The sequence below is a fragment of the Albimonas pacifica genome (genome assembly GCF_900113695.1).
Lineage (GTDB): Bacteria > Pseudomonadota > Alphaproteobacteria > Rhodobacterales > Rhodobacteraceae > Albimonas > Albimonas pacifica.
Genome location: NZ_FOQH01000007.1, coordinates 74,290 through 96,471 on the forward strand (window position 1 = coordinate 74,290; position 22,182 = coordinate 96,471).

Sequence of the window (22,182 nt, forward strand, 5' to 3'; positions counted from 1 at the left end):
GCATGGCGCTGTCGCGACGCAACCAGCGCTACGAGGGCAACGTCTGGCCCGGGTTCGTGGATGCGATGACGGCGCTGCTGCTGGTGCTGATCTTCGTCCTGTCGATCTTCATGATCATCCAGTTCGTGCTGCGCGACCTGGTGACGGGCAAGGACCAGGAGCTCGACAACCTCACCGCCCAGCTCGCCGAGGTCGCCCAGGTCCTGTCGCTGGAGCGCACCCGCGGCGAGCGGCTGCAGGGCGAGGTCGAGACGCTGTCGGCGACGCTGACGCGCGAGCGCTCGGAGATCGACCGCCTCTCGGCCCTGTCGGACAGCCTGCGCGCCGAGCGCGACGCCGCCGCCGCGCGCAACGACGACTACGAGGCCCGCGTCGCCGCCCTGCTGGACGACATCGGCGCCGCCCGCGACCGCATCGGGACCCTGACCGCCCGCGTCTCCGACGTCGAGGCCGAACGCGACGCCGAGACCGCGCGGGCCGAGGACCTGACCCAGACCCTCTCCCAGGCCCGCGCCTCGATCGACGAGCTGGAGGCGGCGCGCACCCGCGCGATCTCCGAGCAGGAGGCGATGCAGCTCACGCTCGCCCGGATGCGCGACGAGATCTCGGCGCAGGAGGAGGCCGCCCGCCTCGCCGCCGCGAAGACCGAGGCGCTGGAGGCCCTGACCGCCGACCTGCGCGCCGAGGCGCAGGAGACCCAGGCCACCCTGTCCGAGACCCTCCAGGCGCTGGCCGAGCGCAACCGGACGGTCGAGGAGCAGGACGCCGCCATCGCCTCGCTGTCCTCCGACGTCGAGGCCGCCGAACAGGCCCGCGCCGAGCAGGAGGCCGCCCGCGAGGCCGCGCAGACCGAGCTGCTGGAGCTGCGCGTCACGGAGGCAGAGAAGGAGAAGCTCCTCGCCGCCCTCCAGCAGGACCTGACCGAGGCCGAGAAGCAGAAGGCGGCCGAGGCCGCCGCCGCCCAGGCCCTGCGCGACCGGCTGGCGAACAGCCAGGACGAGCTGACCGCGATGGAGCTGGCGCTGGAGGAGCAGCGCCGCAAGGCCGAGGAGACGCTGACCCTTCTCGCCGCCGCCAACCTCGCCAGGCAGGAGCTGCAGGACCAGGTCGAGGCCTCGGAGGAGGAGATCGCCGCGGCCCGCGCCGAGATGACCGAGCGCGAGGCGCTGCTGTCCGCCGCCCAGCGCCGCCTGACCGAGGAGCAGACCTCCGCCGCCGACGAGGCCCGACGCGTGGCGCTGCTCAACGCCCAGGCCCAGGAGCTGCGCCGCCAGCTCTCCGGCCTGCAGGAGCTGCTCGACGCGGAGGAATCACGTAACGAGAACCTGAAGGTGCAGGTCTCCAACCTCGGCAGCCAGCTCAACTCGGCGCTGGCGCGCGAGCTGCAGCTCAAGCGCCGCGAGGCGGAGCGCAACGCCCAGGAGGTCGCCCGGCTGGAGGCGGAGAAGAAGTCGCTGGAGGCCCGCCGCTCGGAGTTCTTCGGCCGCATCCGCGAGGCGATCGAGGGCCGCGAGGGCGTCGAGGTGGTCGGCGACCGCTTCGTCTTCCAGTCCGAGGTGCTGTTCGCCCCCGGCTCGGCGGATCTCGGGGCCGACGGGCGCGCCGCGCTCGACGATTTCGCCCAGCTCTTCCGCGAGGTGCAGGACGCCCTGCCCAACGAGCTGCCCTGGGTGCTGCGGGTCGACGGGCATACCGACGACGTGCCGCTGACCGGCTCCGGCCGCTACCGCGACAACTGGGAGCTTTCCCAGGCCCGCGCGCTGTCGGTGGTGCGCTACCTCGCCGACGCCCAGGGTTTCCCGCCCGAGCGGCTGGCCGCCAACGGCTTCGGCGAATACCAGCCCATCGACCCCGCCGACACGCCCGAGGCCCGCGCCCGCAACCGCCGCATCGAGCTGAAGCTGACCGAGCGCTGAGGCCCGCCGCCCTTCGCCTGGCCGCGCCGGGGCCGCGGGGACGTCGGCCCGACCGGCCCGCGCCCGGGCGCCCCGCCCCTCGGCGGCGGGACCGTCAGATGCCGTGCGCCATCCGCGCCCGCCGGGACGCCGACAGCTTCATCCCCGGCGCCGCCAGCCGCCCCTCGGGCCCCGTCCAGGCGTAGGCCAGCAGGCAGGGCTCGAGGTCGCCGGTGGTGATCCGGTGCTCATGCTCCGGGCGGTTGAGGATCAGCGAGCCGGGGGCGTAGACGGCGGCGTCGTTCTCCGACCAGGCGCCGGCGACCGAGAGATAGCTCTCCTCGATCTCCTTGTGGCTGTGCTGGGGATAGGTGGTCGAGGGCGCAAGCAGCACGAAGCCCAGGATCAGCCGCTCGGAGGGAACCGGGCCCTGCGGGCCCATCACCTCGCAATAGGCGTAGCGGCGCATCAGGTGGCGCGGGGGCCTGGCGTAGCCGTATTCCCAGGTCAGCCGACCCGCGACCCGGCCCAGCGCGCGCGCCAGCGCCGACATCGCGCCGCGCTCGCCCACGTCCAGCGCGCGCGGCAGGTAGGCGGTCACCGGCTTCTCCTGCGGCGCGCGCGCCAGCAGGCGCGGATCGGCGTCGAGCACCGAGGACAGCGTCTCGCGCACCCGCCGGCGATGGGCGCGGATCGCCTTGCTGCCCCCCGCCGAGCCGCCGGCGCGGTAGAGCGTCTCGAACTCCCGCAGCAGGTAGCTCCAGTCCGGCGCCTCCGACAGGCGCGGGCCCGGCTCGGGCTCCGGGCTGGGCTCGGCGGCGGTCGCCGCCTCTCCGCCCGGGTCGCAGGGCGCGGGCGCCTCGTGCAGGGGCGTCTGGGTCTCGGGCCGGGAGGGCTGCATCGGCGGAGCTCCGGGGAGGGCGCCGGGCTCGCCCCAGGCGGCCGACGCGGATCGAAACGCGGATCGAGGGCGGGCGCGGGCCGGATCGGACCGGCAGGCGGCGGAGGCGGGCGGCGGGGCGTCGGCAGGGACGAGCGCACGGCGCGCCGCGGGCGCCCGGCGCGGTCGCCGACGCCGCGTCACAGATCGCGCCGCGCGGCCCTGGCGTCGGCGTCGAAAGCGACCTGTCGCACGTGGGCGCCGACATCGGCCCGGCTGGCGCTTGCGCGCCGCCCGTCCCGCCCCCAGACTGCGCCGGCCCGCGCAGACGGGCGCTGGACGGGAGGATGCGATGAAGCTGTCAGGCCGCTGCTACTGCGGCGAGGTCCGCTACGAGGTCGAGGGCGACCCGGTGCTGCAGGCGCAGTGCCATTGCCGCGAGTGCCAGTATATCACCGGCGGCGCCCCCAACACCTTCATGATGTTCCCGCGCGAGGGCTTCCGCTACGTTCAGGGCGCCCCGAAGGACTTCGCCCGCAGCGATCTCGAGAAGCCGGTCACCCGCCAGTTCTGCCCGACCTGCGGCACGCATCTGGCGACCCAGATCTCGCGGGCGCCGATGACGGTGGTGAAGGTGGGCACGCTGGACGATCCCGCGGTGTTCGCGCCCGCCATGGCGATCTTCGCCTGCGACCGGCAGCCGTTCCACCAGGTCGCCGAGGGCCTCGCCGTCTTCGACAAGCGCCCCGGCTGATCGCGAAGCGCCCGCCGTCCGCGGCGGGCGCGTCTCCTGCCCCTCGCCTCCCGCGCCGGCCTCGCCAGTCCGCGGCGCCGCCCCCCGGCGCGCCGGGGCGGGCGGGTGGGAGGCGCGCCGGGGGGCGGCGCCGCGGCCGGTCCGGGCGCGCTGCGCCCGAAAAGGCTCAGCCGCGCAGCAGGCCGGCGAACTTCTCGAAGATCTCGGCGTTGGCGGCGACCACGTCGGCGGTCTCGAACGGATTGCGCTCGGGGTCCGAGAGCGACTCGGCGAAGCCGCCCGCCTCGCGCACCATCAGCAGGCCCGCGGCCATGTCCCAGGGCTTCAACCCCCGCTCCCAGAACCCGTCGTAGCGGCCCGCGGCCACCCAGGCGAGATCCAGCGCCGCCGCCCCGAAGCGACGCACGCCCGCGCAGCGCGGCATCAGCTTCGAGAGGTCCTTCAGCGTCGCCGGCAGCCCTTCGGTGCCGGCGAAGGGAATGCCGGTGGCGAACAGCATCTCGGTCATGTCGCGGCGCGAGCTGACCCGCAGGCGGCGGTCGTTCAGCCAGGCGCCGGCGCCCTTCTCGGCGGCGAAGATCTCGTCCTTGGTCGCGTCCAGGATCACCCCGGCCACCACCTCGCCCTTGTGCTCCAGCGCGATCGAGATCGCCCAGTGCGGCAGGCCGTGCAGGAAGTTGGTGGTGCCGTCGAGCGGGTCGACGATCCAGCGCCGGGTCTGGTCGGCGCCCTTGATCTCCCTGTCGCTCTCCTCGCCCAGCCAGCCGTAGGCAGGACGGGCCTCCATCAGCTCCTTCTTGATGATCTCCTCGGCCTTGAGGTCGGCGCGCGAGACGAAGTCCGCGGCGCCCTTGCGGCTGACCTGCAGGTTCTCGACCTCGCCGAAGTCGCGCAGCAGCCCGCGGGCGGCCTTGCGCGCGGCCTTGATCATCACGTTGAGATTGGCGGAACCGCTAGCGGACATGTCTTCGATTCTCCTCGAGGCGCCCCGCCTCCCCGGGCGGGAGGCGATCGGCGCCGCGGTCAGCTCAGGCCGCCGCGGATCGGGGGCCTGCGGAATGCATGAGCCGCGCCGGGGGCCGGCGCGGCGTCGTTCAGGCGGGATCCGGCGGGCGCAGGCGCGCCGCGCGGATCACTTCAGCTCGGTCTCGACGAAGCGCAGCTCGCCGTCGCCGGCGTTGATCACGTCGTGGGCCACGCCCTTCTGGCGGAAGTAGCTCACGCCCGCGGTCATCTGCACGCGGGTCGCCGCGCCGTCGGGCCCGACGATGTCGACGGGCTGGGTGGTGACCGGGGTCACCACATAGTCCATCTGGTGCGTGTGCCAGCCCGTCGCCTGGCCGGGCGCGAAGACCCACTCGGTCACCCGCACGCGGTCGTTGTCGACCATCTGCCGGTGCGAGGCGGCGGGCCTGGCCACGTAGCCTTCGGGCGCGGGGGTCTCGAGGCACATGGTCAGGCGCGCTCGACGTATTCGAAGGTCTCGGTGTTCACCACCACCTGCTCGCCGGTTCCCACGAAGGGGGGGACGGTGATGCGCACGCCGTTGTCGAGGGTGGCGGGCTTGTAGGAGTTGGCGGCCGTCTGGCCCTTCACCACCGGCTCGGTCTCCTCGATGGTGCAGACCACCTTCTCGGGGAGCTGCATCGAGAGCGCCTCTTCCTCGTGGTATTCGACCACCACGGTCATGCCGTCCTGCAGGAACGGGCGGCGGTCGCCCAGCAGGTCGGCGGGCAGCGCGATCTGCTCGAAGGTCTCGCTGTCCATGAAGGTCAGCATGCCGTCGGTCTCGTACAGGAACTGCTGGTCCTTCTGCTCGAGGCGCACGCGCTCGACCTTGTCGGCGGAGCGGAAGCGCTCGTTGAGCTTGGTGCCGTTGCGCAGGTTCTTCAGCTCGACCTGAGCGAAGGCCCCGCCCTTGCCGGGCTTCACGTGGGCGGTCTTCACCGCCACCCACAGGCCGCCGTCATGCTCGATGATGTTGCCGGGGCGGATTTCGTTGCCGTTGATCTTCATCGAAGCGCCTATGTTCGGTTCCGTCGGCCGCTTCCGGTGCGGAGGGCCGCGCACGCCATGCGCGCCGGGCGCGGACCGCCCGTTCGCAGCCCGCGCCCGGGCGCGATCCGCGCGGGGTATAGCCTCGCCCCGCCGCCGGGGCAAGCCGCAGCGGCCGCGGCGCCGCCGCCCTTTCCATGGCCGTCCCGCCGGCAGGTCCGGGCGGGCGCCGTGCGCGGGTTCAGCCGTCGAACCCCTCCAGGAAGCCGCCGTAGCGCGGGCGATCCGCCGTCGCGGCGGGCCCGCGCGCGCGGGGGGCTGCGAGCAACGCGAGCCCGCTCGCCGGCGCGCCCGCCTCGCGCAGCGTCTCGGCCGCGGCGCGCAGATCGCCGCGGCGCGTCGCGCCCCAGCGCATCGCCAGCAGGCGCCGGTCGGCGAGGCCCGCCAGCGCCCGCGCCTCGGCCGCGTGCAGCAGCGGCGGCGTGTCGAGGATCACCACGTCGAAACGCCGGCGCAGCTCCTCGACCAGCCGGACCATCGCCGGACCGGCGAGCAGCTCCGCCCGCCGGGCGGTGGCGGGGTCGGCGGGCAGCAGCCAGGGCCCGCCCTCCTCCGGGCGCAGCAGCGCCTCGGCCGCGGTCGCCTCGCCCGCCAGCACGGCCAGCAGGTCGGTCGCCCCGTCGGCCCCGCAGCGCCGGGCCTGCGAGGGCGCGCGCAGGTCCGCGTCGACCAGCGCCGTGCGCAGGCCGGCGCGCGCGCAGCTCTCGGCCAGCAGGGCGGCGAGGGTCGAGCGTCCCTCCCCCGGGCCGGGCGACAGCACGGCGAGCACCTGCACCGCCTCGGGCGTCTCCGCGCCGGCGTCGAGCGCCTGGCGCAGGCGACGCGCCCCCTCGGCGAGGGGTGAGCCGGGACGCCGGCGCGCCGTCTCCACCGGGTCGGCGCGGCCCCGCGCGCGCGGCAGCGCCGCCAGCGCCGGGGCGCCCGCGTCCGCGGCGGCCATCGCCGCGGAGAGGGGCGGTCCGTCGCCCGTCTCGCGCAGCCAGGCCAGCGCCCCGCCCAGCGCCAGCCCGCCGCCCAGCGCCAGCGACAGCGCCAGCCCGGGCGAGGGTCCCGCCGCCCGGCCCCGCACGTCGACCGAGACCCGCCGCGCCTCGGGCGCCGCGGTCGCGGCGGCCAGGCGCGCGGCGGCGAGCCCGTCGACCAGCGCCGCCCGCTCGGCGGCGCGGGCGTCCGGCGCGGGGGGCGGCAACGCCGCCGGACGCGCGTCCGCCTCCTGCGCATGGGCCGCCAGCGCCGCGGCGAGGCCGGCGCCCCGGGCGACCGGGGCGTCCGGTTCGGGCGGCGCGTCGCCGGGCGCGTCGAGCCGGGCCAGCCGGTCGGACAGCCGCGTCGCGGCGGAACGGGCCTCCCGCGCCGCGGCCTCGGCCTGGACCTGCAGGCGGTCGTCGACCACGGCCGCGGCGATGCGGGCGGCAAGCGCCGGGTCGGCGCTGCGCGCGCGCAGCACGATCAGCCGGCTGTCGCCCAGCCGCCGTGCCGAGAGGCGGGACGCGAGCCGCCGCGCCGCCTCGGCGACCCGCGCCTCGGCCTCGCTCGGATCCGCGGCCGGGGCGGCGGCGGGAGCCTCCGGGGCGGGGCCGGCCGGCGGGGGCCCGCCGGTCGGCGGCCGCGGGGCGGCGGGCGGCAGCACGCCGGCCGAGGCGATCAGCGCCCTCGCGCCCCAGGGACCCGGCGGGCGGCCGAATTCGGCGGTGGCGGCGAGGCCGAGGCGACGCGTCACCCGCTCCAGCGCCTCGGGCGCAAGCAGCAGCCGGCGCTCGGTCTCGATGCCGGCGGGGTCCAGCGCGGCCGCGGCGGCGGGCGCGGCGGCCCAGGACGCGGCCGGACGCGCGGCGACCTCGACCACCGCCTCGGCGACGTAGCGCGCGGGCGCCAGCGACAGCGCCGCCATGACCGCCGCGACCGCCAGCGCCATGCATCCCGCCGCCAGCCGCCAGTGCCGGCGCAGCGCCCAGCCGAGCAGCTCGGGCCCGGAGACGAGCGCCTCCGGCCCGCCTGCCGTGGACGCCGGCAGGGGCGGGATCGGCGCCGCCTCCGCCGGCGCGACGTCGCGCGCAGGACGGCCGGCGTCGCCGCCCTCCGCCCGCGCCGCAACCTCGGCCGGGGCGGTCGGCGGCGGCGGGTCGCCTGCGGATGGCGAAGGCGGGGCGTCGCGAGCGCCTGCGGGAACGCGCGCAGCGGACGGCTCGCCCGGCTCGGCGACCGGCGCCGTGCGCTCTGACGACGACGGACGAGCGGGCGCGGCGGGGGGCGGCGCGGGAGGGGGCGGAGCGGCTTCGGCAGGCGGCGTGGCGGGCGCGGGCGCCTCCGCGCCGAGGCTGCGTCGCGTCTGTTGCGCCCGGGCGATCGCCTGCGTCAGCGCATCCCGGCGAGGTCCGCGCGACGCCTGCGGCGGGGCGTCGAGGAGGGGGGCGCCGCGCGTCGCGTCCGGAGCGGCCGGGCGGCGAGCCGGCGTGACGGACGGCGTCGCGACGCCCTCGTCGCCTCGTCCCGGCGCCATGGCCTCCGGCGGCGAGCCGAAGGGGGGCGGCGCGGGGAGCGGCGGCGGGGGGCGGCGCAGGCCGGCCTCGCGCAGGGCGGCGATCCGGGGACTGACGTCGGGCAGATTGGCCGAGAGGTCGGGCCCGTCCCGAGGGGCCCGGATCGGGGGAACCGGCGCGGCGGACGGCGGCGGCGGAACGCGCGGCGCGGCGGGCGGCGGCGCGGCGGACCGGGCCCGGGGCCCTGCATCGTCCTGCGCGGCCGGGCGGGCGCGAAGCCAGGGTCCTGCGCCGGCGTCGGCGACGCCCCCGGCCGGCCCGGACTCCGACGCCCCCCGATGCGGGCCCTGAGGCTCGGGGGCGGCGAACCTCCGTCCAGGCGGCGGTCGGGACAATCCTGCTCTCCCTGCGCGAAGCGGGAGGCGGCGCAGCCTTCCCGGCAAGGTTAAAGCTAGGATTCGACCGGTTAAGAATCGGTAACCATGCGCGCCCGCCGTGCCGGCCCCGGGCCGTCCGCCGGGCGCGGGCCGCGGCCTACCAGTCCTCTTCCCGGTGCACCCCGTGGGCGTAGGCCTGGGCGTTGCGCCAGTACCACTCGGCGTTGCCGCGGTTGGGGACGGTGCAGTCGCGCTCGGCCACCCGCTTCGCCGGCACGCCGGCGATGATCGAGTGCGGCGGGAACTCGGCGTTCTCGGTGACGATGGCGTGGCCCGCGACGATCGAACCCGCGCCGATCTTCGCCCCGTCCATCACCGTGGCGTTGATCCCGATCAGGCAGTCGTCGCCGATCTCGCAGCCGTGGATCGTGACGTGGTGGGTGATCGAGCAGTTCCGCCCCACCTTCGTGCCCGAGTTCATCCCCACATGAACCATCACGAAGTCCTGCAGGTTGGCGCCCTCGCCGATCTCGACGAAGTCGCGCTCCGCCCGGATCACCACGTTGGGCCAGACCGACACGCGCGCGGCGAGGCTGACCTTGCCGTGGATCAGCGCGGTGTCGTGGACCAGCGCGTCGGGCGCGATCTCGACCAGGGGGCCGAAGACGCGGCCCGTGCGCATCTGGGGCAGTTTTCCGATCATTCCTCTCCTCCCGCGCCGTCCCGCTCCGCGCCCGGCTGCGCGGCGCTTCGCCGGTCGTCGGCGGCCAGACTAGACCGGGGCGGGGCCGAAGCCCAAGCCCGCGCGCCGGCGCTCAGCCGCGGGCGTGCAGCACCCGGCCGAGGAGGTTGAGCAGGAGCTGCGCCGCGAGGATCGAGGTCGAGCCGGTGCGGTCGTAGTCGGGCGCCACCTCCACCAGGTCGACGCCGACCACCTCGCAGCGCTGCGCGACGCCGGCCAGCAGCTCCAGCCCCTCGTAGTAGAGGAACCCGCCGTGGGAGGGCGTGCCGGTGCCCGGGGCGATCGAGGGGTCGAAACCGTCGATGTCGATCGTCAGATAGACCCGGGCGCCGGCGGGGATGCGGGCGAGCGTCGCCTCGATCCCCAGCGCCCGCACCTGGCGCACCGAGAGGATGTCGGAGCCCCGCGCGCGGGCGTCATCGTAGCCCTCCCGCGCGGTGGAGGAGACGTTGCGGATGCCGAGCTGGGTCAGGCCCCCGACCCACGGCTTCTCGGCCGCGCGGCGCATCGGGTTGCCGTGGCCGCGGGTCACCCCGTGGCGGACGTCGACGAAATCGAGATGGGCGTCGATCTGCACCACATGGATCGGGCCGTGGCGGGCGCAGTCGTCCTCGAAGGCCTCGATGCAGGGGATGTTGACGGAATGGTCGCCCCCGATCACCACCGGCAGGGCGCCGGCGTCGAGGATCCGGCGCACGCCGGCGGCGATGTTGTCATGCGAGCGGAGCGTGTCGGTGTGCACGATGTCGGCGTCGCCCAGGTCCACGATGCGCGCGCCGTCGAGATAGACCACGTCGTCCTCGTGGTCGTAGGCGCCGGCATGGCCGAAGCTGAACAGCGTCGAGGCCTCGCGCACCCCGCGGGGCCCGAAGCGGGCGCCGGCGCGCCACTGGGCGCCGGCGTCGAAGGGGGCGCCGAGGATGCACACGTCGGCGTCGATGGGCTGGTCCGGCAGGACGATGGGATATTTCCCGAAGCTGCAGATGCCGGTGAAGGGCAGGTTCAGCCTGCCGGCGTCGTAGGCGTTGCCGCTCATCGCGCTCGCCCTCCTCTCGTCACTTACATTCCTTGGGGTCGCCGCAGGCCGGCCGCGGTTCCTCCTTGGTCGGCTCCACATCAGGATCACCCCCGGGTCGCGCCCCGCCCGACCGCCATCCCCCCAATGCGGCGGGCGCGGCGCGGCCCCCCGATTTCAGGAAGGAGACCGCCATGAACTGGGATCAGATCGAAGGCAAGTGGAAGCAATTCACCGGCGCCGCGCAGGCCGAGTGGGGCAAGCTCACCTCGGACGAGGTCGACGAGGTCGCGGGCAACCGCGAGCGCCTCGAGGGCAAGATCCAGGAGCGCTACGGCGTCGCCAAGGAAGACGCCCAGAAGCAGGTCGACGCGTGGATCGCCAGGCAGAAGTGAGCGATCCGCTCCGCGGGGGCGCCGCCCCCGCCTGATCTCGCCGCCGCGCCGCCCCCTTCGGCGCGGCGGTCGCACGTCCGGGGTGCGGCGGGCGCGCCCGATCCCGCGGTCATACGCGGACGCGCGGCGCACGCGGCCCGGCGCGATAGGCCAGGCCCGCCGCCCGGGGCGCGATCGGAAGCGCGGCGACGGCGACTGGGGTCAGCGCCAGCCAGACCTGCGGCGTGTCCCGCCAGCCGTCGGTCGTGACAGTCATCGCCGCCTCTCGGGAGCGCCCGGGCCCCCGCGGCCCCGCGTTCCGACCATAAGGGCAGCCTCCCCTAGGAATCGCCTCCGGAATATGCTGCGCTGCGAGTGCGCCGCCAACGCGCGCAGCCGGACAGGGACGCATCGAATGAGCATCAACGCGGCGATCACGCACCGCACCACCTATCGCTACGACAAGCCCATCACCATGGGCCCCCAGGTGGTCCGCCTGCGCCCCGCGCCTCACTCGCGCACCAAGATCCTGAGCTATTCCCAGAAGATCTCCCCCGAGCCGCATTTCATCAACTGGCAGCAGGACCCGTTCGGCAACTGGCTGGCGCGGCTGGTGTTCCCCGAGAAGGTCGACCACTTCGAGGTGAAGGTCGACCTGGTGGCCGACATGGCCGCGGTGAACCCGTTCGACTTCTTCATGGAGGACTACGCCCAGTCCTTCCCCTTCGACTACACGGCCGAAGACCGCAAGGACCTGGCCCCCTATCTCGAGACCGGCCCCCAGGGCGAGCGGTTCGAGGCGATCCTCGCCGCCCTCCCCGAGAAGGAGGAGCACACGGTCGACTGGCTGGTGAAGGTCAACCAGGTCGTCCAGAACGCCGTCGCCTACCTGGTGCGCATGGAGCCCGGCGTGCAGACGCCGGAAGAGACGCTGGAGATCGGCTCCGGCTCCTGCCGCGACAGCGCCTGGCTGCTGGTGCACCTGATGCGCCGAAGGGGCCTCGCGGCCCGGTTCGTCTCGGGCTACCTGATCCAGCTGACGCCCGACGTGAAGTCCGTGGACGGGCCGTCCGGGCCCGACGCCGACTTCACCGACCTGCACGCCTGGTGCGAGGTCTACGTGCCCGGCGCGGGGTGGATCGGGCTGGACCCGACCTCGGGCCTCTTCGCCTCCGAGGGGCATATCCCGCTGGCGGCCACGCCCTCGCCCCGCTCGGCCGCGCCGATCTCGGGCGGGCATGAGCGGACCGACAAGGTCGACTTCGACTTCCACATGGAGATCGCGCGCGTCCGCGAGGAGCCGCGCGTCACCTTCCCCTTCACCGACGAGGCCTGGGCGGCGATCAACGCCGCAGGCCAGGAGGTGGACCGCCGCCTCGCCGCCGACGGCGTCGCGCTGACCATGGGCGGCGAGCCGACCTTCGTCGCCGAATACGACCGCGACGCGCCCGAGTGGAACGAGGCCGCCGTCGGCCCCACCAAGCGCATCTACGCCGACAAGCTGATCCGCCGCCTGCGCACCCGCTTCGCCCCCCAGGGCCTGCTGCACCACGGCCAGGGCAAGTGGTATCCCGGCGAGCAGCTCCCCCGCTGGGCCTTCGGCCTCTACTGGCGCAAGGACGGCGTGCCGCTGTGGGACAAGCCCGAGCTGATCGCCCCCGAAACCGCCTCCGGCGCCGGCTTCCCCGAGGCGAAGAAGTTCACCGAGGCGCTGTGCGAGGCGCTCGACATCGACCCCATCGCCGCCGAGGCCGCCTACGAGGATCCCGCGCCCTTCCTGCTGCGCGAGCAGGAGCTGCCGGTGAACCTCGATCCGGTGGACAACAAGCTCGACGACCCGATGGAACGCCAGCGCCTCGCCCGCGTCTTCGACCGCGGCCTCGGCCAGCCGGTGTGCATGGTGCTGCCGGTGCAGGCCCAGCAGGCGCGCGACCGCTCCCGCCGCCGGTTCTTCTGGGCGACCGAGCGCTGGCGCACCCGGCGCGGCAAGCTGTTCCTCGCGCCCGGCGACAGCGCGGCGGGCTATCGCCTGCCGCTGAGCTCGCTGGCCTGGATCACCGAGATCGACCGGCCCTGGATGAACCCGCTGGACCCGTTCGCGCCCCGCGCGCCGCTGGCCCGGCGCACCGCGATGCAGGGCCGCGCGGCGACGGGGGTGAACCCCGGCGCCGGCGTCTGGGGCTACGGCCCCGGCATCGGCGAGGCCGCCCCCGGCCACACCCCCATGCCCATCGCCGGAGAGCTGCACCCCGAGGCGGCGATGAACGCCCCCCAGCAGCCCGACCCCGGCATCGCCATCTACACCAACCTGGTGCGCACCGCCGTGACGGTGGAGCCGCGCGAGGGCCGTCTGCACATCTTCATGCCGCCGCTGCCCTCGGCCGACAGTTTCGTCGACCTGATCGCGGCCATCGAGGAGGCGGCCGAGATCACCGGCCTGCCGGTGCAGCTCGAGGGCTACTCGCCCCCCTCCGACCCGCGCCTGCAGAAGATCATGGTCACCCCCGACCCCGGCGTGGTGGAGGTCAACATCCAGCCCGCCGAGACCTGGGAGGAATTGGTGGAAATTTCCGAGGGTCTTTATGAAGATGCTCGGCATTGTTCGCTGGCAACTACAAAATTCCTCTATGACGGCCGCCAGACCGGCTCCGGCGGCGGCAACCACATCGTCGTCGGGGGCGCCACGCCCGAGCAGTCGCCGTTCCTGCGCCGCCCGGACATGCTGGCCTCGATCGTGCGCTACTGGCAGCTGCACCCGTCGCTGTCGTTCCTGTTCTCGGGTCAGTTCGTCGGCCCGACCAGCCAGGCCCCGCGGATGGACGAGGCGCGCGACGACATCCTCTACGAGATGGAGATCGCGCTCGAGCAGGCGCCCAAGCCCGGCTGGCAGACGCCCCTGTGGCTGGTGGACCGGATCTTCCGCAACCTGCTGACCGACGTCTCGGGCAACACCCACCGCGCGGAAATCTGCATCGACAAGATGTATTCTCCCGACGGGCCCACCGGCCGCCTCGGCCTGGTGGAATTCCGCGCCTTCGAGATGCCGCCCCACCCGCGCATGTCGCTCGCCCAGTCGCTGATCCTGCGCGCCCTGATCGCCAAGTTCTGGAAGGAGCCGTTCGAGCGTCCCCTGCGCCGCTGGGGCGCCGCCCTGCACGACCGCTTCATGCTCCCGCATTTCGTCTGGGAGGATTTCCTGGAGGTGCTCGCCGACATCGAGGCGTTCCTCGGGACCCCCATCGACCCCGAGTGGTTCCGCGCCCAGTTCGAGTTCCGCTTCCCGCTGGCCGGCGACGTGAAGCACAAGGGCGTGACGCTGGAGCTGCGCTCTGCCATCGAGCCCTGGCACGTGCTGGGCGAGACCGGCGCCATCGGCGGCACGGTGCGCTACGTCGACAGCTCGCTCGAGCGGCTGCAGCTGCGCGTGGCGGGGGACCTCGAGGGCCGCTACAAGGTCGCCTGCAACGGCTACGAGGTTCCCCTGACCGAGACGGGGCGCAAGGACGAGCGGGTGGCGGGCGTGCGCTACCGCGCCTGGCAGCCGCCGGAGTGCCTGCACCCCACCATCGGGGTGCACACGCCGATGGTCTTCGACCTGTGGGATTCGTACTCGAACCGCTCGGTGGGCGGCTGCGTGCTGCGCTCCGCCCACCCCGGCGGGCGGGCCTTCGACACCCAGCCGATCAACGACCTGGAGGCCGAGGGCCGGCGCCTGGCCCGCTTCGAGACCATCGGCCACACGCCCGGCCGGATGATGCCCGCGCCCGCGCGCATCTCCCCCGACCAGCCCCTGACCCTGGACCTGCGCCGCCAGCGCTGAGGCCGGGGGGCGAAGCCTCCCCGCGAGAGCGGGGAGGCGCAGGCCCGCAGGCGCCCTGCGGGCGGGCCTGGGCCCGCGGCGAAGGGCGCGCCCGGGCGCCCTGCGTGCGCCTCCCGCGGAACCGTGGGAGGCGCCGCGTCGACGGTTGCGCCGGCCGCGCGCCCCCGCCCGCGGCGCGGGGCTGGGGGAGCCGCCCGACGCCGGCGTCGAGGCGCCCGCGGCCAGCCTCGCGCGTGCCCGCCCGCCCTGCGCCGCGGGCGAGTCCTCGCCCCCCGCGCAACCGTCGACGCGGCGCTCCCGCGGCCGCCGGCCTGCGCCGGCGGCCCGGTCCCGGCCGCCCGCCCCCGGCGCCGCCGCCCGCCCTGCGCCGCGGGCGCCGCCGCCCGCCCTGCGCCGCGCGCGCGGCCTCGCCGCCGGCGCGCGGGTCGACGCGGCCCCCCCCCCGCCGGCCGGGCCGCAGGCCCCGGCCGCGGCGCCCGGTCGCCGAGCGAAACCATTCCCTCGCTTGGCGCCCTCCCCGCCCCGGTGCATAATCCGGCGCTTGCGCCCGGTCGGCGCGCCGACGCCCCGCGCCGCCTTCGCGCCCGCGTCCGGCGGCCGCCCGCCGGGATCCGCCAGCGCGCCCCGGGCCCCGCCAAGCCCTCGAAGGAGATCCATGACCGTCGCCGACCGCCTCGAAGAGGACCTCAGGGGCCTCTTCGCGCACTATCCCTCCGACCGGAGCGCTTCCGGCCGGACCGACGGCCCTGCGCCCGCCGCAGCCGCCGCCCAGGGACAGGGCGCGGTCGACGCGGGCCTGGCGATCGCCACCGCCGACCCGCCCGCCCCCGGCGTGATCCCCCCCGCCCTGCCCCCCGAGCGCGTCTTCGACGAGGCCATCGATTCGGACGGCCGCCTGCGCCCCCACTGGCGCGGAGTGATCGAATGGGCCGGCCGCGCCGGGCCCGAGGGCTACGAGGCGGTGCTGACCGAGAACCGCCGCCTGCGCCTCGAATCCGGCGTCGCCTTCGATCCCGCCGGCGCCTCCGACGCCATGGCCGCCGCCGCCGACGCCTTCCCGGTGGTCATCGCCCCGGAGGAATGGGAGACCATCTCCCTCGGCGTCGCCCAGCGCGCCCGCCTGATCGAGGCGGCGCTGCGCGACCTCTACGGCCCCCAGAAAGCCCTCAAGGAGGGCTGGCTGCCCCCCGGCCTCGCCTTCGGCAACCCCGACTTCGCGCTGTGGCGACGCGACTGGCCCGCCCAGGACGCCCCCTGGCTGACGCTGTTCGAGATGGACCTCGCCCGCGGCGCCGACGGCCGCTGGATGGTGCTCGCCGACCGGGTCGACAGCCCGCTGGGCGACGGCTGGCTGATCGCCAACCGCGTCGCCGCCTCCCAGTCCTTCGCCGAGCCGTTCCTCGGCGCCCGCGTCCGCCGCCTCGCCGGCCACTACCTCGCGCTCCAGCAAGTGCTGGAGGACGCCATGGGTCCCGACGGGCGCGTGGCGCTGATGTCGGGGGGCGGGCGCGACCCGCGCTATTTCTCCCACGCCTACTTCGCCCGCTACCTCGGCGCCGCCCTGATCGAGCCGGGCGACGTCACCGTCCGCCACGGCGCCGCCTACGTGAAGACGGTCGAGGGGCTGAAGCCCCTCTCGGTCCTGCTGCGCGGCGTGCACTCGCGCCACCTCGACGCGCTCTTCGCCCCGGACGAGGCGGCGCCCGGCGCCCCCGCCCTGTCGCTCGCCGCCCGCTCCGGCCGGCTGCGGCTGGCGAACGGGCTGGGCACGGGCGCCTTCGCCTACCGCGCCATGGCCCCCTTCGCCCACGTCCTGTGCGAGAACCTGCTGGAGGAGCCGCTGATCCTCCACGACGCGCCCTGCCTGTGGATGGGCGACGCCCGGGCGCGCGAGCAGGCGATGGACGAGCCGGAGCTGTGGCGGCTGGAGCGGATCACCCGCGGCCCGATGACCGAGAAGGGCGCCCCGGTCCTGACCATGCGCGACCGCGACGCGCTGATCCGCTTCCTGCGACGCTCCGGCGACCGGCTGGCGGCGGTGGCGACGCCCCCGCTCTCGACCACGCCCGCCTGGGTCGACGGCGCCCTGGCGCCGCGCCAGTGGATGATGCGGGTCTTCGCGGGCCTGACGCCCAAGGGCTGGTCCGTGGCGCCGGGCGGCGTCGCCACCCTGGTCGAGCCCGGCTGCCCGCCGCCCCCGCTCGCCTTCGGCAAGGACGTCTGGATCCCCGCGCGCACCGAGGACGAGGCGCGCACCGCCCCCTCGATCGAGCGGCGCATGGCCGGCGCCCACCTGCGCCGCACCGGCGGCGACCTGCTCTCCCGCGTGGCCGACGACCTGTTCTGGCTCGGCCGCACCACCGAGCGCGCCGACGGCACCCTGCGCGCCCTGCGCGTGGTCATCGACCGCATGCTCTCGGGCCAGGAGGAGGACGAGAGCCCCGAGGTCCTCTCCGCCATCCTCGAGATCCAGGCCGGCGCCGACGAGCGGCGCGTGGGCATGGTCCGGGTGCGCGACGCCATCGGCCGGCTGACCGCCGACCCGCACGAGCCGATGGGCATCGCCGCCCTGCTGTCGGGCCTGCGCCGCACCGGCCAGCGGGTGCGGCCCTACCTGTCGGAGGAATCCTGGCGCTCCATCGACCGGCTGTGCTCGGACAAGGGCTGGAAGATGCCGCCGCCGCCGCAGAACGCCTCGGCCCTGCTGCGCCTGATCGACGACAGCCTGCTGGCGCTCGCCGCCTTCGCCGGCGCCACGCACGAGAACCAGACCCGCAACCATGTCTGGCGGTTCCTGGAGCTCGGCCGCGGGATCGAGCGCGGGCTGACCTTCGCCCGCGCCGCCGACGCGCTGGCCGGCCGCAGGCGCGAGCCCGACGAGACCTGGCTGCGCGCCTGGCTGACCCTGCTCGACAGCCGCTCGGCCTACCGCACGCGCTACATGACCACGCCGGCCCCCGCGCCGGCGGTGGACCTGCTGATCCTCGACGAGCGCAACCCCCGCTCCCTCGTCTTCCAGCTGATGCGCCTCGAGGAGGCGCTCGAGCGCCTGCCCTCCCCCGGCCCCCGCCGCTCCCGCGAACTGCGCCTCGCGATGCGCACGCTGATGGAGATCCGCCTCGCCGACCCCGAGGCCCTGGCCGAGGAGGACGAGGACGGCGTGCGCCCGCGCCTGCGCGCCCTGATCCACGACGTGCGCGAGGCGCTGGCGGACCTCTCGGACGAGCTCGCCCGCTCGTTCTTCGCCCATACCCAGAGCCACGCGCAGGTGCAGGCCCACCAGCGCATGATGGCCCCTCCGGAGAGCCCGGCATGAGCCGCCTGCGCGTCCGCCACGAGACCCGCTACGTCTACGGCGCGCCGGCCGCCTTCTCGCAGCACCTGCTGCGGCTGACGCCCCGCGACCGCGAGGACCAGAAGGTGATCTCCACCGAGATCGCGGTCACGCCGGACCCGCAGGAGCTGCAGTGGTTCGACGACGGCTTCGGCAACCGGCTGGGCACGGCCACGGTCTACGAGCCCCACGACACGCTGGAGATCGTCGCCGAGTCGGTGGTCGAGCGCCTGCCGGTCACCGAGATCATGCCCGGCGCCTCGATGCCCTGGGAGGCGGCGGCGGCCGCGGCCGCCGCGCCCGCAGGCCTCGCGGCCGCGCTCTACGCCTTCCCCACCCGCTACACCGACGCCGACGACGCGATCGAGGCCTATGCCCGGCGCATCTTCACCCCTGGCCGGCCGGTGCTGGAGGCGGCGCGCGAGCTGTGCTCGGCGATCCACGACGACTTCGCCTATGCGCCCGGGGCCACCGGCGCGGAGACGGTCGCCTCCGACAGCTACGCGGCGCGCGAGGGGGTCTGCCAGGACTTCGCTCACGTGATGCTGGCGGCGATGCGGGCGCTGCGGCTGCCCTGCGCCTATGTCTCGGGCTACCTGCGCACGATCCCGCCGCCGGGACAGGCGCGGCTGATCGGGGCGGACGCGACCCACGCCTGGGTCTCGGTCTGGGATCCGGGGCTCGGCTGGATGCAGCTCGACCCCACCAACGACATGGAGCCGGGCCCCGACCATGTGCTCGCCGCCACCGGGCGCGACTACGCCGACTGCGCGCCGGTGACCGGGCTGGTGGTGGGATCGGGGGGGCAGATGCTGTCGGTCTCGGTCGACGTGGCCGCGATCGACGAGACCGGCGCCGAGCGCGCGCCCGACCCGGCCCCCGCCAAGGCGCCCCCGCCCCCGCCCGCGCCCGTCGCCCCGGCCGGGTCCGCGCCGGCGACGGCTGCCGGCCCCTCCCCCGACGCCAAGAGCTGACCCCCGGCCGCGGAGGCGCCGCGCTCCGGTTCCGCCTGCGGCCGGCGCCTCGCCCGCGGCGCGAGCCCGGCGGCCCGCCCGGGGCGGGGCCCGCCCCCCGCGCAACGCCCGACCGCGCCGCGGGCCGGAGACCGGCCCCCGGCGCGACGGCCGACGCGGCGCCTCCGGGCCCGCGTCGGGCGCGGCGTCAGGCGGGAGGCGGAAGACCGTGAACCGAGGCGATCCGCATCGGCGGCCAGGGCGCCTCCGCCAGCCAGTCGAGGAACAGGCGCGGGAAGCGCTCGGCCAGCGCCTCCTCGGCGGCGGTGCGGAACCACCACACGACCTTGACCTGCGCCTCGGCCGCGAACGCCGGATAGACGTAGGCGCAGCCGAGGTAGGCGTCGTCGCGCGCGTCCGCGATCACCCAGGCGAAGGAGCGCTCGGCCTGGAACTCCCGCCGATGCCAGCAGAGATCGACGAGGTTCTCCTCCCGCCCGATCCCCTCGGGCCAGCCGGAACCGTCGCCGAACAGCCCGATCAGGGCCGCCTCGCTCTCGCGCAGGGCGGCGAGGTCCGCGTCCAGATCCTCCGGCCCCAGCCCGCGCAGGTGGAAGGGCCCGAGCCGCAGCCGCGCGGGGATGGCGCGGCCGGCGAAGGCGGGATGCGGCTCCACCCCGCCCGCCGCCTCAGCCGCGCGCGGGGGCGGCTTCGGGGGCGGCCTCGCCCCCGATGGGCTTCGCCTCGCGCTTGAAGGGGTTGGCCTCGGGCACCTCGAAGTCCGGGACCAGCTCGCCCTTGGCATGGGCGTCGGACATGTAGCGGAAGCCGCCGATGGTCATCCGCATCAGGTGGTCGCCGGCCTTGAAGGGCGGATACCTTTCCAGCGCCTCGGCGGTGCGGAACGTCTCCAGCGGCTGCACCACCGCGTGATAGTTCAGGCCGAAGAACAGCGGGCAGGAGAAGCGCTCCGTCCCCTGGTTCAGCACCCGGTGCTGGGTGGACTTGTAGCGCCCGCCCGACCAGGCCTCGAAGATGTCGCCGATGTTGACCACGAAGGCGCCCGGGATCGGCGGCGCCTCGACCCACTGGTCGTCCGCATTCATCACCTGCAGACCGGGCCCGCCGGTGTGCAGGATGGTGAAGCACTCGAAGTCCGAGTGGCTGTCGATGCCCACGTAGTCCGTGGACTTCGGCATGTCGTTGGGCACGTAGCGCAGCAGGCGAAGCTGCGAGGTCGGACAGGTGCACTGCGCGCGCAGCTCGTCCCTGTCGACGCCCAGCTCGAAGGCGAGGCAGTCGAGCATCCTGAGCCCCAGCGCGAAGACCGCCTCGTAGTAGGCCGAGACCGTCTCCTTCCACCCGGGAATCTCCGGCCACACGTTCGGCCCGGTCATCCGCCAGCCGGCGAGGAAGTCGGGATGGTCCGCCGGCGCCTCGAAGCCCATGTCCCAGGCCTCGTTGAAGTTGATGCGCTTGGGAAACTTCGAGCCGTTCTCCTCGAAGGGCACGTAGCCGCGATGATGGGTCGAGAACCCGCACCAGTTGCGCATCTTGAAGCGGCGCGAGCGGCCGTGGAAGTCCTTCGAGGCCGCCATCACCCCGTCGACCAGCTCCTGCGGCACGCCGTGGTTGACGATGTAGAAGAACCCCGAGGTCCGCGCCGCCGCGCCCAGGCTCGCGGCCACCGTCACGATCCCCTCGGCCGAGCCGTCGGCCAGCGGCCCGAGGTCGACCACGGGAAGCTGCGCATCCTCCAGCGTCAGCGCGCGGTGGTCTGCGGGCAGGGCGTCGGCGGGACCGTCATGCATGGCCGGGCTCCAGGATAGCGTCGGGCGATTCCTCTCGCATCCTGCCACCCTGCAAATCGTTTGACCACGCAAACTCCAACGCCCATTTCAGCGCCATCGACCGCGCCCATCCTGCACCCTTTGCGGGCAAACACGCCGCCGCTCGCCCCGGGCGCGCCTGCCCCAGGCGCCGCCGGGAGCGCCTGTTCTCCGGAGCCGTCCATCGCGGATGCCGATCGGAGCGACTCGGGGGGAGCGGTCAAGGATCGCGAAGCGACCGCGCTTGCGCGGCTCGTCCTTGACCGCTCCCCCCGAGTCGCTCAGGCATTCGACGCGATGGACGGATCCGGAGGACAGGCGCGGGCGCCTTGTTCTTGGGTGAGTCCGGAGCCCGCCGGAGGCTCCCCCCTTCCCAATCCCTCGCAAGCCTTCCGGACGCGCCTCCCCGCCAGGCCCGCCCGCAGGGCGCCCGCGTCCCCGGTCCCCCGCGGCCCTCGGCGCCCGCTGGCACGCCCCCTGCATGGCCTCTGCGCACAACCCGGCGCCAGTCCGGGACCCCCCAACAGGGCTCCGCGCCCCTCGCCCGACAGGAGAGCGCCCATGACCTCGCGCCTCGCGACCCCGTCCCTCGCCCGTTCCGGCGCCCTGCGCGTCTCCCGCCGCTCGATCCTCAAGGGCGCGGCCGGCCTCGCCGCCGTCTCGGCGCTCGGCGCCCCGGCGCTGGCCCAGAGCCGCAGCCTGAAGATCGGCTCCTACGGCGGCTACTTCGAGAACTCGTTCAAGGAGCACGTCTACCCGAAGTTCACCGAGGCCACCGGCATCGCGGTCGAATCCGTCACCCAGCCCAACTCCTCGGACTGGCTGGTGACCATGCAGAACGCGGCGCAGTCGGGCACGGTCCCTGCGGATCTGTCGCTCTATGCGCGCGACACGATGATCCGCGCCTCGCGCATCGGCGGCCTGCTGGCCCCGCTGCAGCCCGCGGCGATGCCCAAGGCCGAGGGGCTCGACCCCAAGTTCCTCTACACCGCCGACAGCGGCCTGGTGGGGGTCGGCGCGATGTCGTGGTTCACCTCGATGGTGGTGAACCCCAACGTGGTCGAGGCGCCGGCCTCCTGGGCCGAGTTCTGGGATCCCTCGACCTACGAGGCGTCGCTCGGCATCTCCAAGCTCTACAACTCCCATTTCCTCGACATCGCCGCGGCCACCTTCTTCGACGGCGAGGCGACGATGATGTCCAGGGACGGCATCGTCGCCGTGGTCGAGAAGGTCGCCGAGCTGAAGGGCAACGTCGGCCTCTGGTGGTCGGCCGAGAGCCAGATGGAGCAGGCGATGAAGAACGAGGACGTGATCGGCGGCATCTACTACCACGACGTCGCCGGCATCATGGCCGCCGAAGGCTTCCCCATCGCCTCGATCTTCCCCAAGGAGGGCAACCCCCAGGACTACGGCTCGTGGTGCCTCGCGGAAGGGTCGGAAAAGGCCGAGGAGGCCGCCGCCTTCATCGACTTCTCCTCCGACCCGGCCACCCAGGCCCTGATGAGCCGCATGATCGGCACCGCGCCGCTGCTGCCCCAGTCCGCCACCGACCTGACCGACGAGGAGTTCGCCGCCGTCTCCGGAACCCCCGCGATCACGCCGGCCTACGAGGCCTATCTCGACATGGGCGAATTCATCAAGGAGACGTGGGAGAAGATGCTGGCGGCCGCCTGA

At 74.8% G+C, this 22,182-nt stretch carries 17 protein-coding genes; 7 read left to right on the forward strand and 10 right to left on the reverse strand.

All coding sequences use genetic code 11. The features are described from left to right. The first annotated feature begins 2 nt into the window (after positions 1 to 2). Complete coding sequence (locus BM064_RS15760) at positions 3 to 1,916, forward strand: peptidoglycan -binding protein (protein WP_092861002.1); 1,914 nt, start codon at positions 3 to 5, stop codon at positions 1,914 to 1,916. Between the two features lie 94 nt (positions 1,917 to 2,010). Here the strand turns inward: BM064_RS15760 and BM064_RS15765 are convergent, their stop codons facing one another. Beyond that, positions 2,011 to 2,796, reverse strand: a complete 786-nt coding sequence (locus BM064_RS15765) for a dimethylsulfonioproprionate lyase family protein (protein ID WP_092861004.1) — start codon at positions 2,794 to 2,796, stop codon at positions 2,011 to 2,013. Positions 2,797 to 3,127: 331 nt separating this feature from the next. Between BM064_RS15765 and BM064_RS15770 the strand changes: the two genes are divergently transcribed. Next, on the forward strand, positions 3,128 to 3,529 hold the full coding sequence (locus BM064_RS15770; protein WP_092861006.1) for a GFA family protein: 402 nt from the start codon (positions 3,128 to 3,130) through the stop codon (positions 3,527 to 3,529). A 166-nt stretch (positions 3,530 to 3,695) separates the two neighbouring features. Here BM064_RS15770 and BM064_RS15775 read toward each other — a convergent pair whose 3' ends face one another. The 6 genes from BM064_RS15775 to speB all read right to left on the reverse strand — a co-directional run bounded on the left by BM064_RS15775 (position 3,696) and on the right by speB (position 10,219). Beyond that, positions 3,696 to 4,493, reverse strand: coding sequence for an inositol monophosphatase family protein (locus BM064_RS15775; protein WP_092861008.1), 798 nt, complete (start codon positions 4,491 to 4,493; stop codon positions 3,696 to 3,698). 168 nt (positions 4,494 to 4,661) lie between these two features. Next, positions 4,662 to 4,982 (reverse strand): cupin domain-containing protein, encoded by a 321-nt coding sequence (locus tag BM064_RS15780; protein WP_281244875.1) that lies wholly within the window; start codon positions 4,980 to 4,982, stop codon positions 4,662 to 4,664. Positions 4,983 to 4,984: 2 nt separating this feature from the next. Beyond that, the gene (efp, locus tag BM064_RS15785) at positions 4,985 to 5,545 is read right to left on the reverse strand and encodes an elongation factor P (RefSeq protein ID WP_092861010.1); all 561 of its coding nucleotides are present in this window, start codon (positions 5,543 to 5,545) and stop codon (positions 4,985 to 4,987) included. Positions 5,546 to 5,765: 220 nt separating this feature from the next. Beyond that, positions 5,766 to 7,499 carry a CpsD/CapB family tyrosine-protein kinase gene (locus tag BM064_RS15790; protein ID WP_092861012.1) on the reverse strand — a complete coding sequence of 578 codons (1,734 nt, stop codon included), beginning with the start codon at positions 7,497 to 7,499 and terminating at the stop codon, positions 5,766 to 5,768. A gap of 1,099 nt (positions 7,500 to 8,598) precedes the next feature. Further along, positions 8,599 to 9,144 carry a gamma carbonic anhydrase family protein gene (locus BM064_RS15800; RefSeq protein ID WP_218161056.1) on the reverse strand — a complete coding sequence of 182 codons (546 nt, stop codon included), beginning with the start codon at positions 9,142 to 9,144 and terminating at the stop codon, positions 8,599 to 8,601. 112 nt (positions 9,145 to 9,256) lie between these two features. Next, a complete protein-coding gene (gene speB, locus BM064_RS15805) occupies positions 9,257 to 10,219 on the reverse strand; it encodes an agmatinase (protein WP_092861014.1) in 963 nt (320 codons plus the stop codon). Between the two features lie 173 nt (positions 10,220 to 10,392). Between speB and BM064_RS15810 the strand changes: the two genes are divergently transcribed. Next, entirely contained in the window at positions 10,393 to 10,593 is a 201-nt protein-coding gene (locus tag BM064_RS15810; RefSeq protein ID WP_092861016.1) for a CsbD family protein, read from the forward strand. Positions 10,594 to 10,702: 109 nt separating this feature from the next. Here the strand turns inward: BM064_RS15810 and BM064_RS27510 are convergent, their stop codons facing one another. Beyond that, positions 10,703 to 10,849 (reverse strand): hypothetical protein, encoded by a 147-nt coding sequence (locus BM064_RS27510; protein WP_177236283.1) that lies wholly within the window; start codon positions 10,847 to 10,849, stop codon positions 10,703 to 10,705. A 138-nt stretch (positions 10,850 to 10,987) separates the two neighbouring features. Here BM064_RS27510 and BM064_RS15815 point away from each other — a divergent pair, with 138 nt between their 5' ends. The 3 genes from BM064_RS15815 (at position 10,988) to BM064_RS15825 (ending at position 18,700) form a co-directional block, all read left to right on the forward strand. Next, positions 10,988 to 14,392, forward strand: coding sequence for a transglutaminase family protein (locus BM064_RS15815; RefSeq protein WP_092861018.1), 3,405 nt, complete (start codon positions 10,988 to 10,990; stop codon positions 14,390 to 14,392). Between the two features lie 655 nt (positions 14,393 to 15,047). Next, entirely contained in the window at positions 15,048 to 17,708 is a 2,661-nt protein-coding gene (locus tag BM064_RS15820; protein ID WP_092861020.1) for a circularly permuted type 2 ATP-grasp protein, read from the forward strand. Continuing rightward, the gene (locus tag BM064_RS15825; RefSeq protein ID WP_092861022.1) at positions 17,705 to 18,700 is read left to right on the forward strand and encodes a transglutaminase family protein; all 996 of its coding nucleotides are present in this window, start codon (positions 17,705 to 17,707) and stop codon (positions 18,698 to 18,700) included. The genes BM064_RS15820 and BM064_RS15825 overlap by 4 nt, the downstream gene beginning before the upstream one ends. A 187-nt stretch (positions 18,701 to 18,887) precedes the next feature. Here BM064_RS15825 and BM064_RS15830 read toward each other — a convergent pair whose 3' ends face one another. Both BM064_RS15830 and BM064_RS15835 read right to left on the reverse strand, forming a co-directional pair. Beyond that, entirely contained in the window at positions 18,888 to 19,355 is a 468-nt protein-coding gene (locus tag BM064_RS15830) for a hypothetical protein (protein WP_092861024.1), read from the reverse strand. A 13-nt stretch (positions 19,356 to 19,368) separates the two neighbouring features. Continuing rightward, complete coding sequence (locus BM064_RS15835; protein WP_092861026.1) at positions 19,369 to 20,490, reverse strand: isopenicillin N synthase family dioxygenase; 1,122 nt, start codon at positions 20,488 to 20,490, stop codon at positions 19,369 to 19,371. A gap of 579 nt (positions 20,491 to 21,069) precedes the next feature. On the opposite strand from BM064_RS15835, the gene BM064_RS15840 reads away from it, so the two are divergent. Next, positions 21,070 to 22,182 carry an ABC transporter substrate-binding protein gene (locus BM064_RS15840; RefSeq protein ID WP_143103348.1) on the forward strand — a complete coding sequence of 371 codons (1,113 nt, stop codon included), beginning with the start codon at positions 21,070 to 21,072 and terminating at the stop codon, positions 22,180 to 22,182.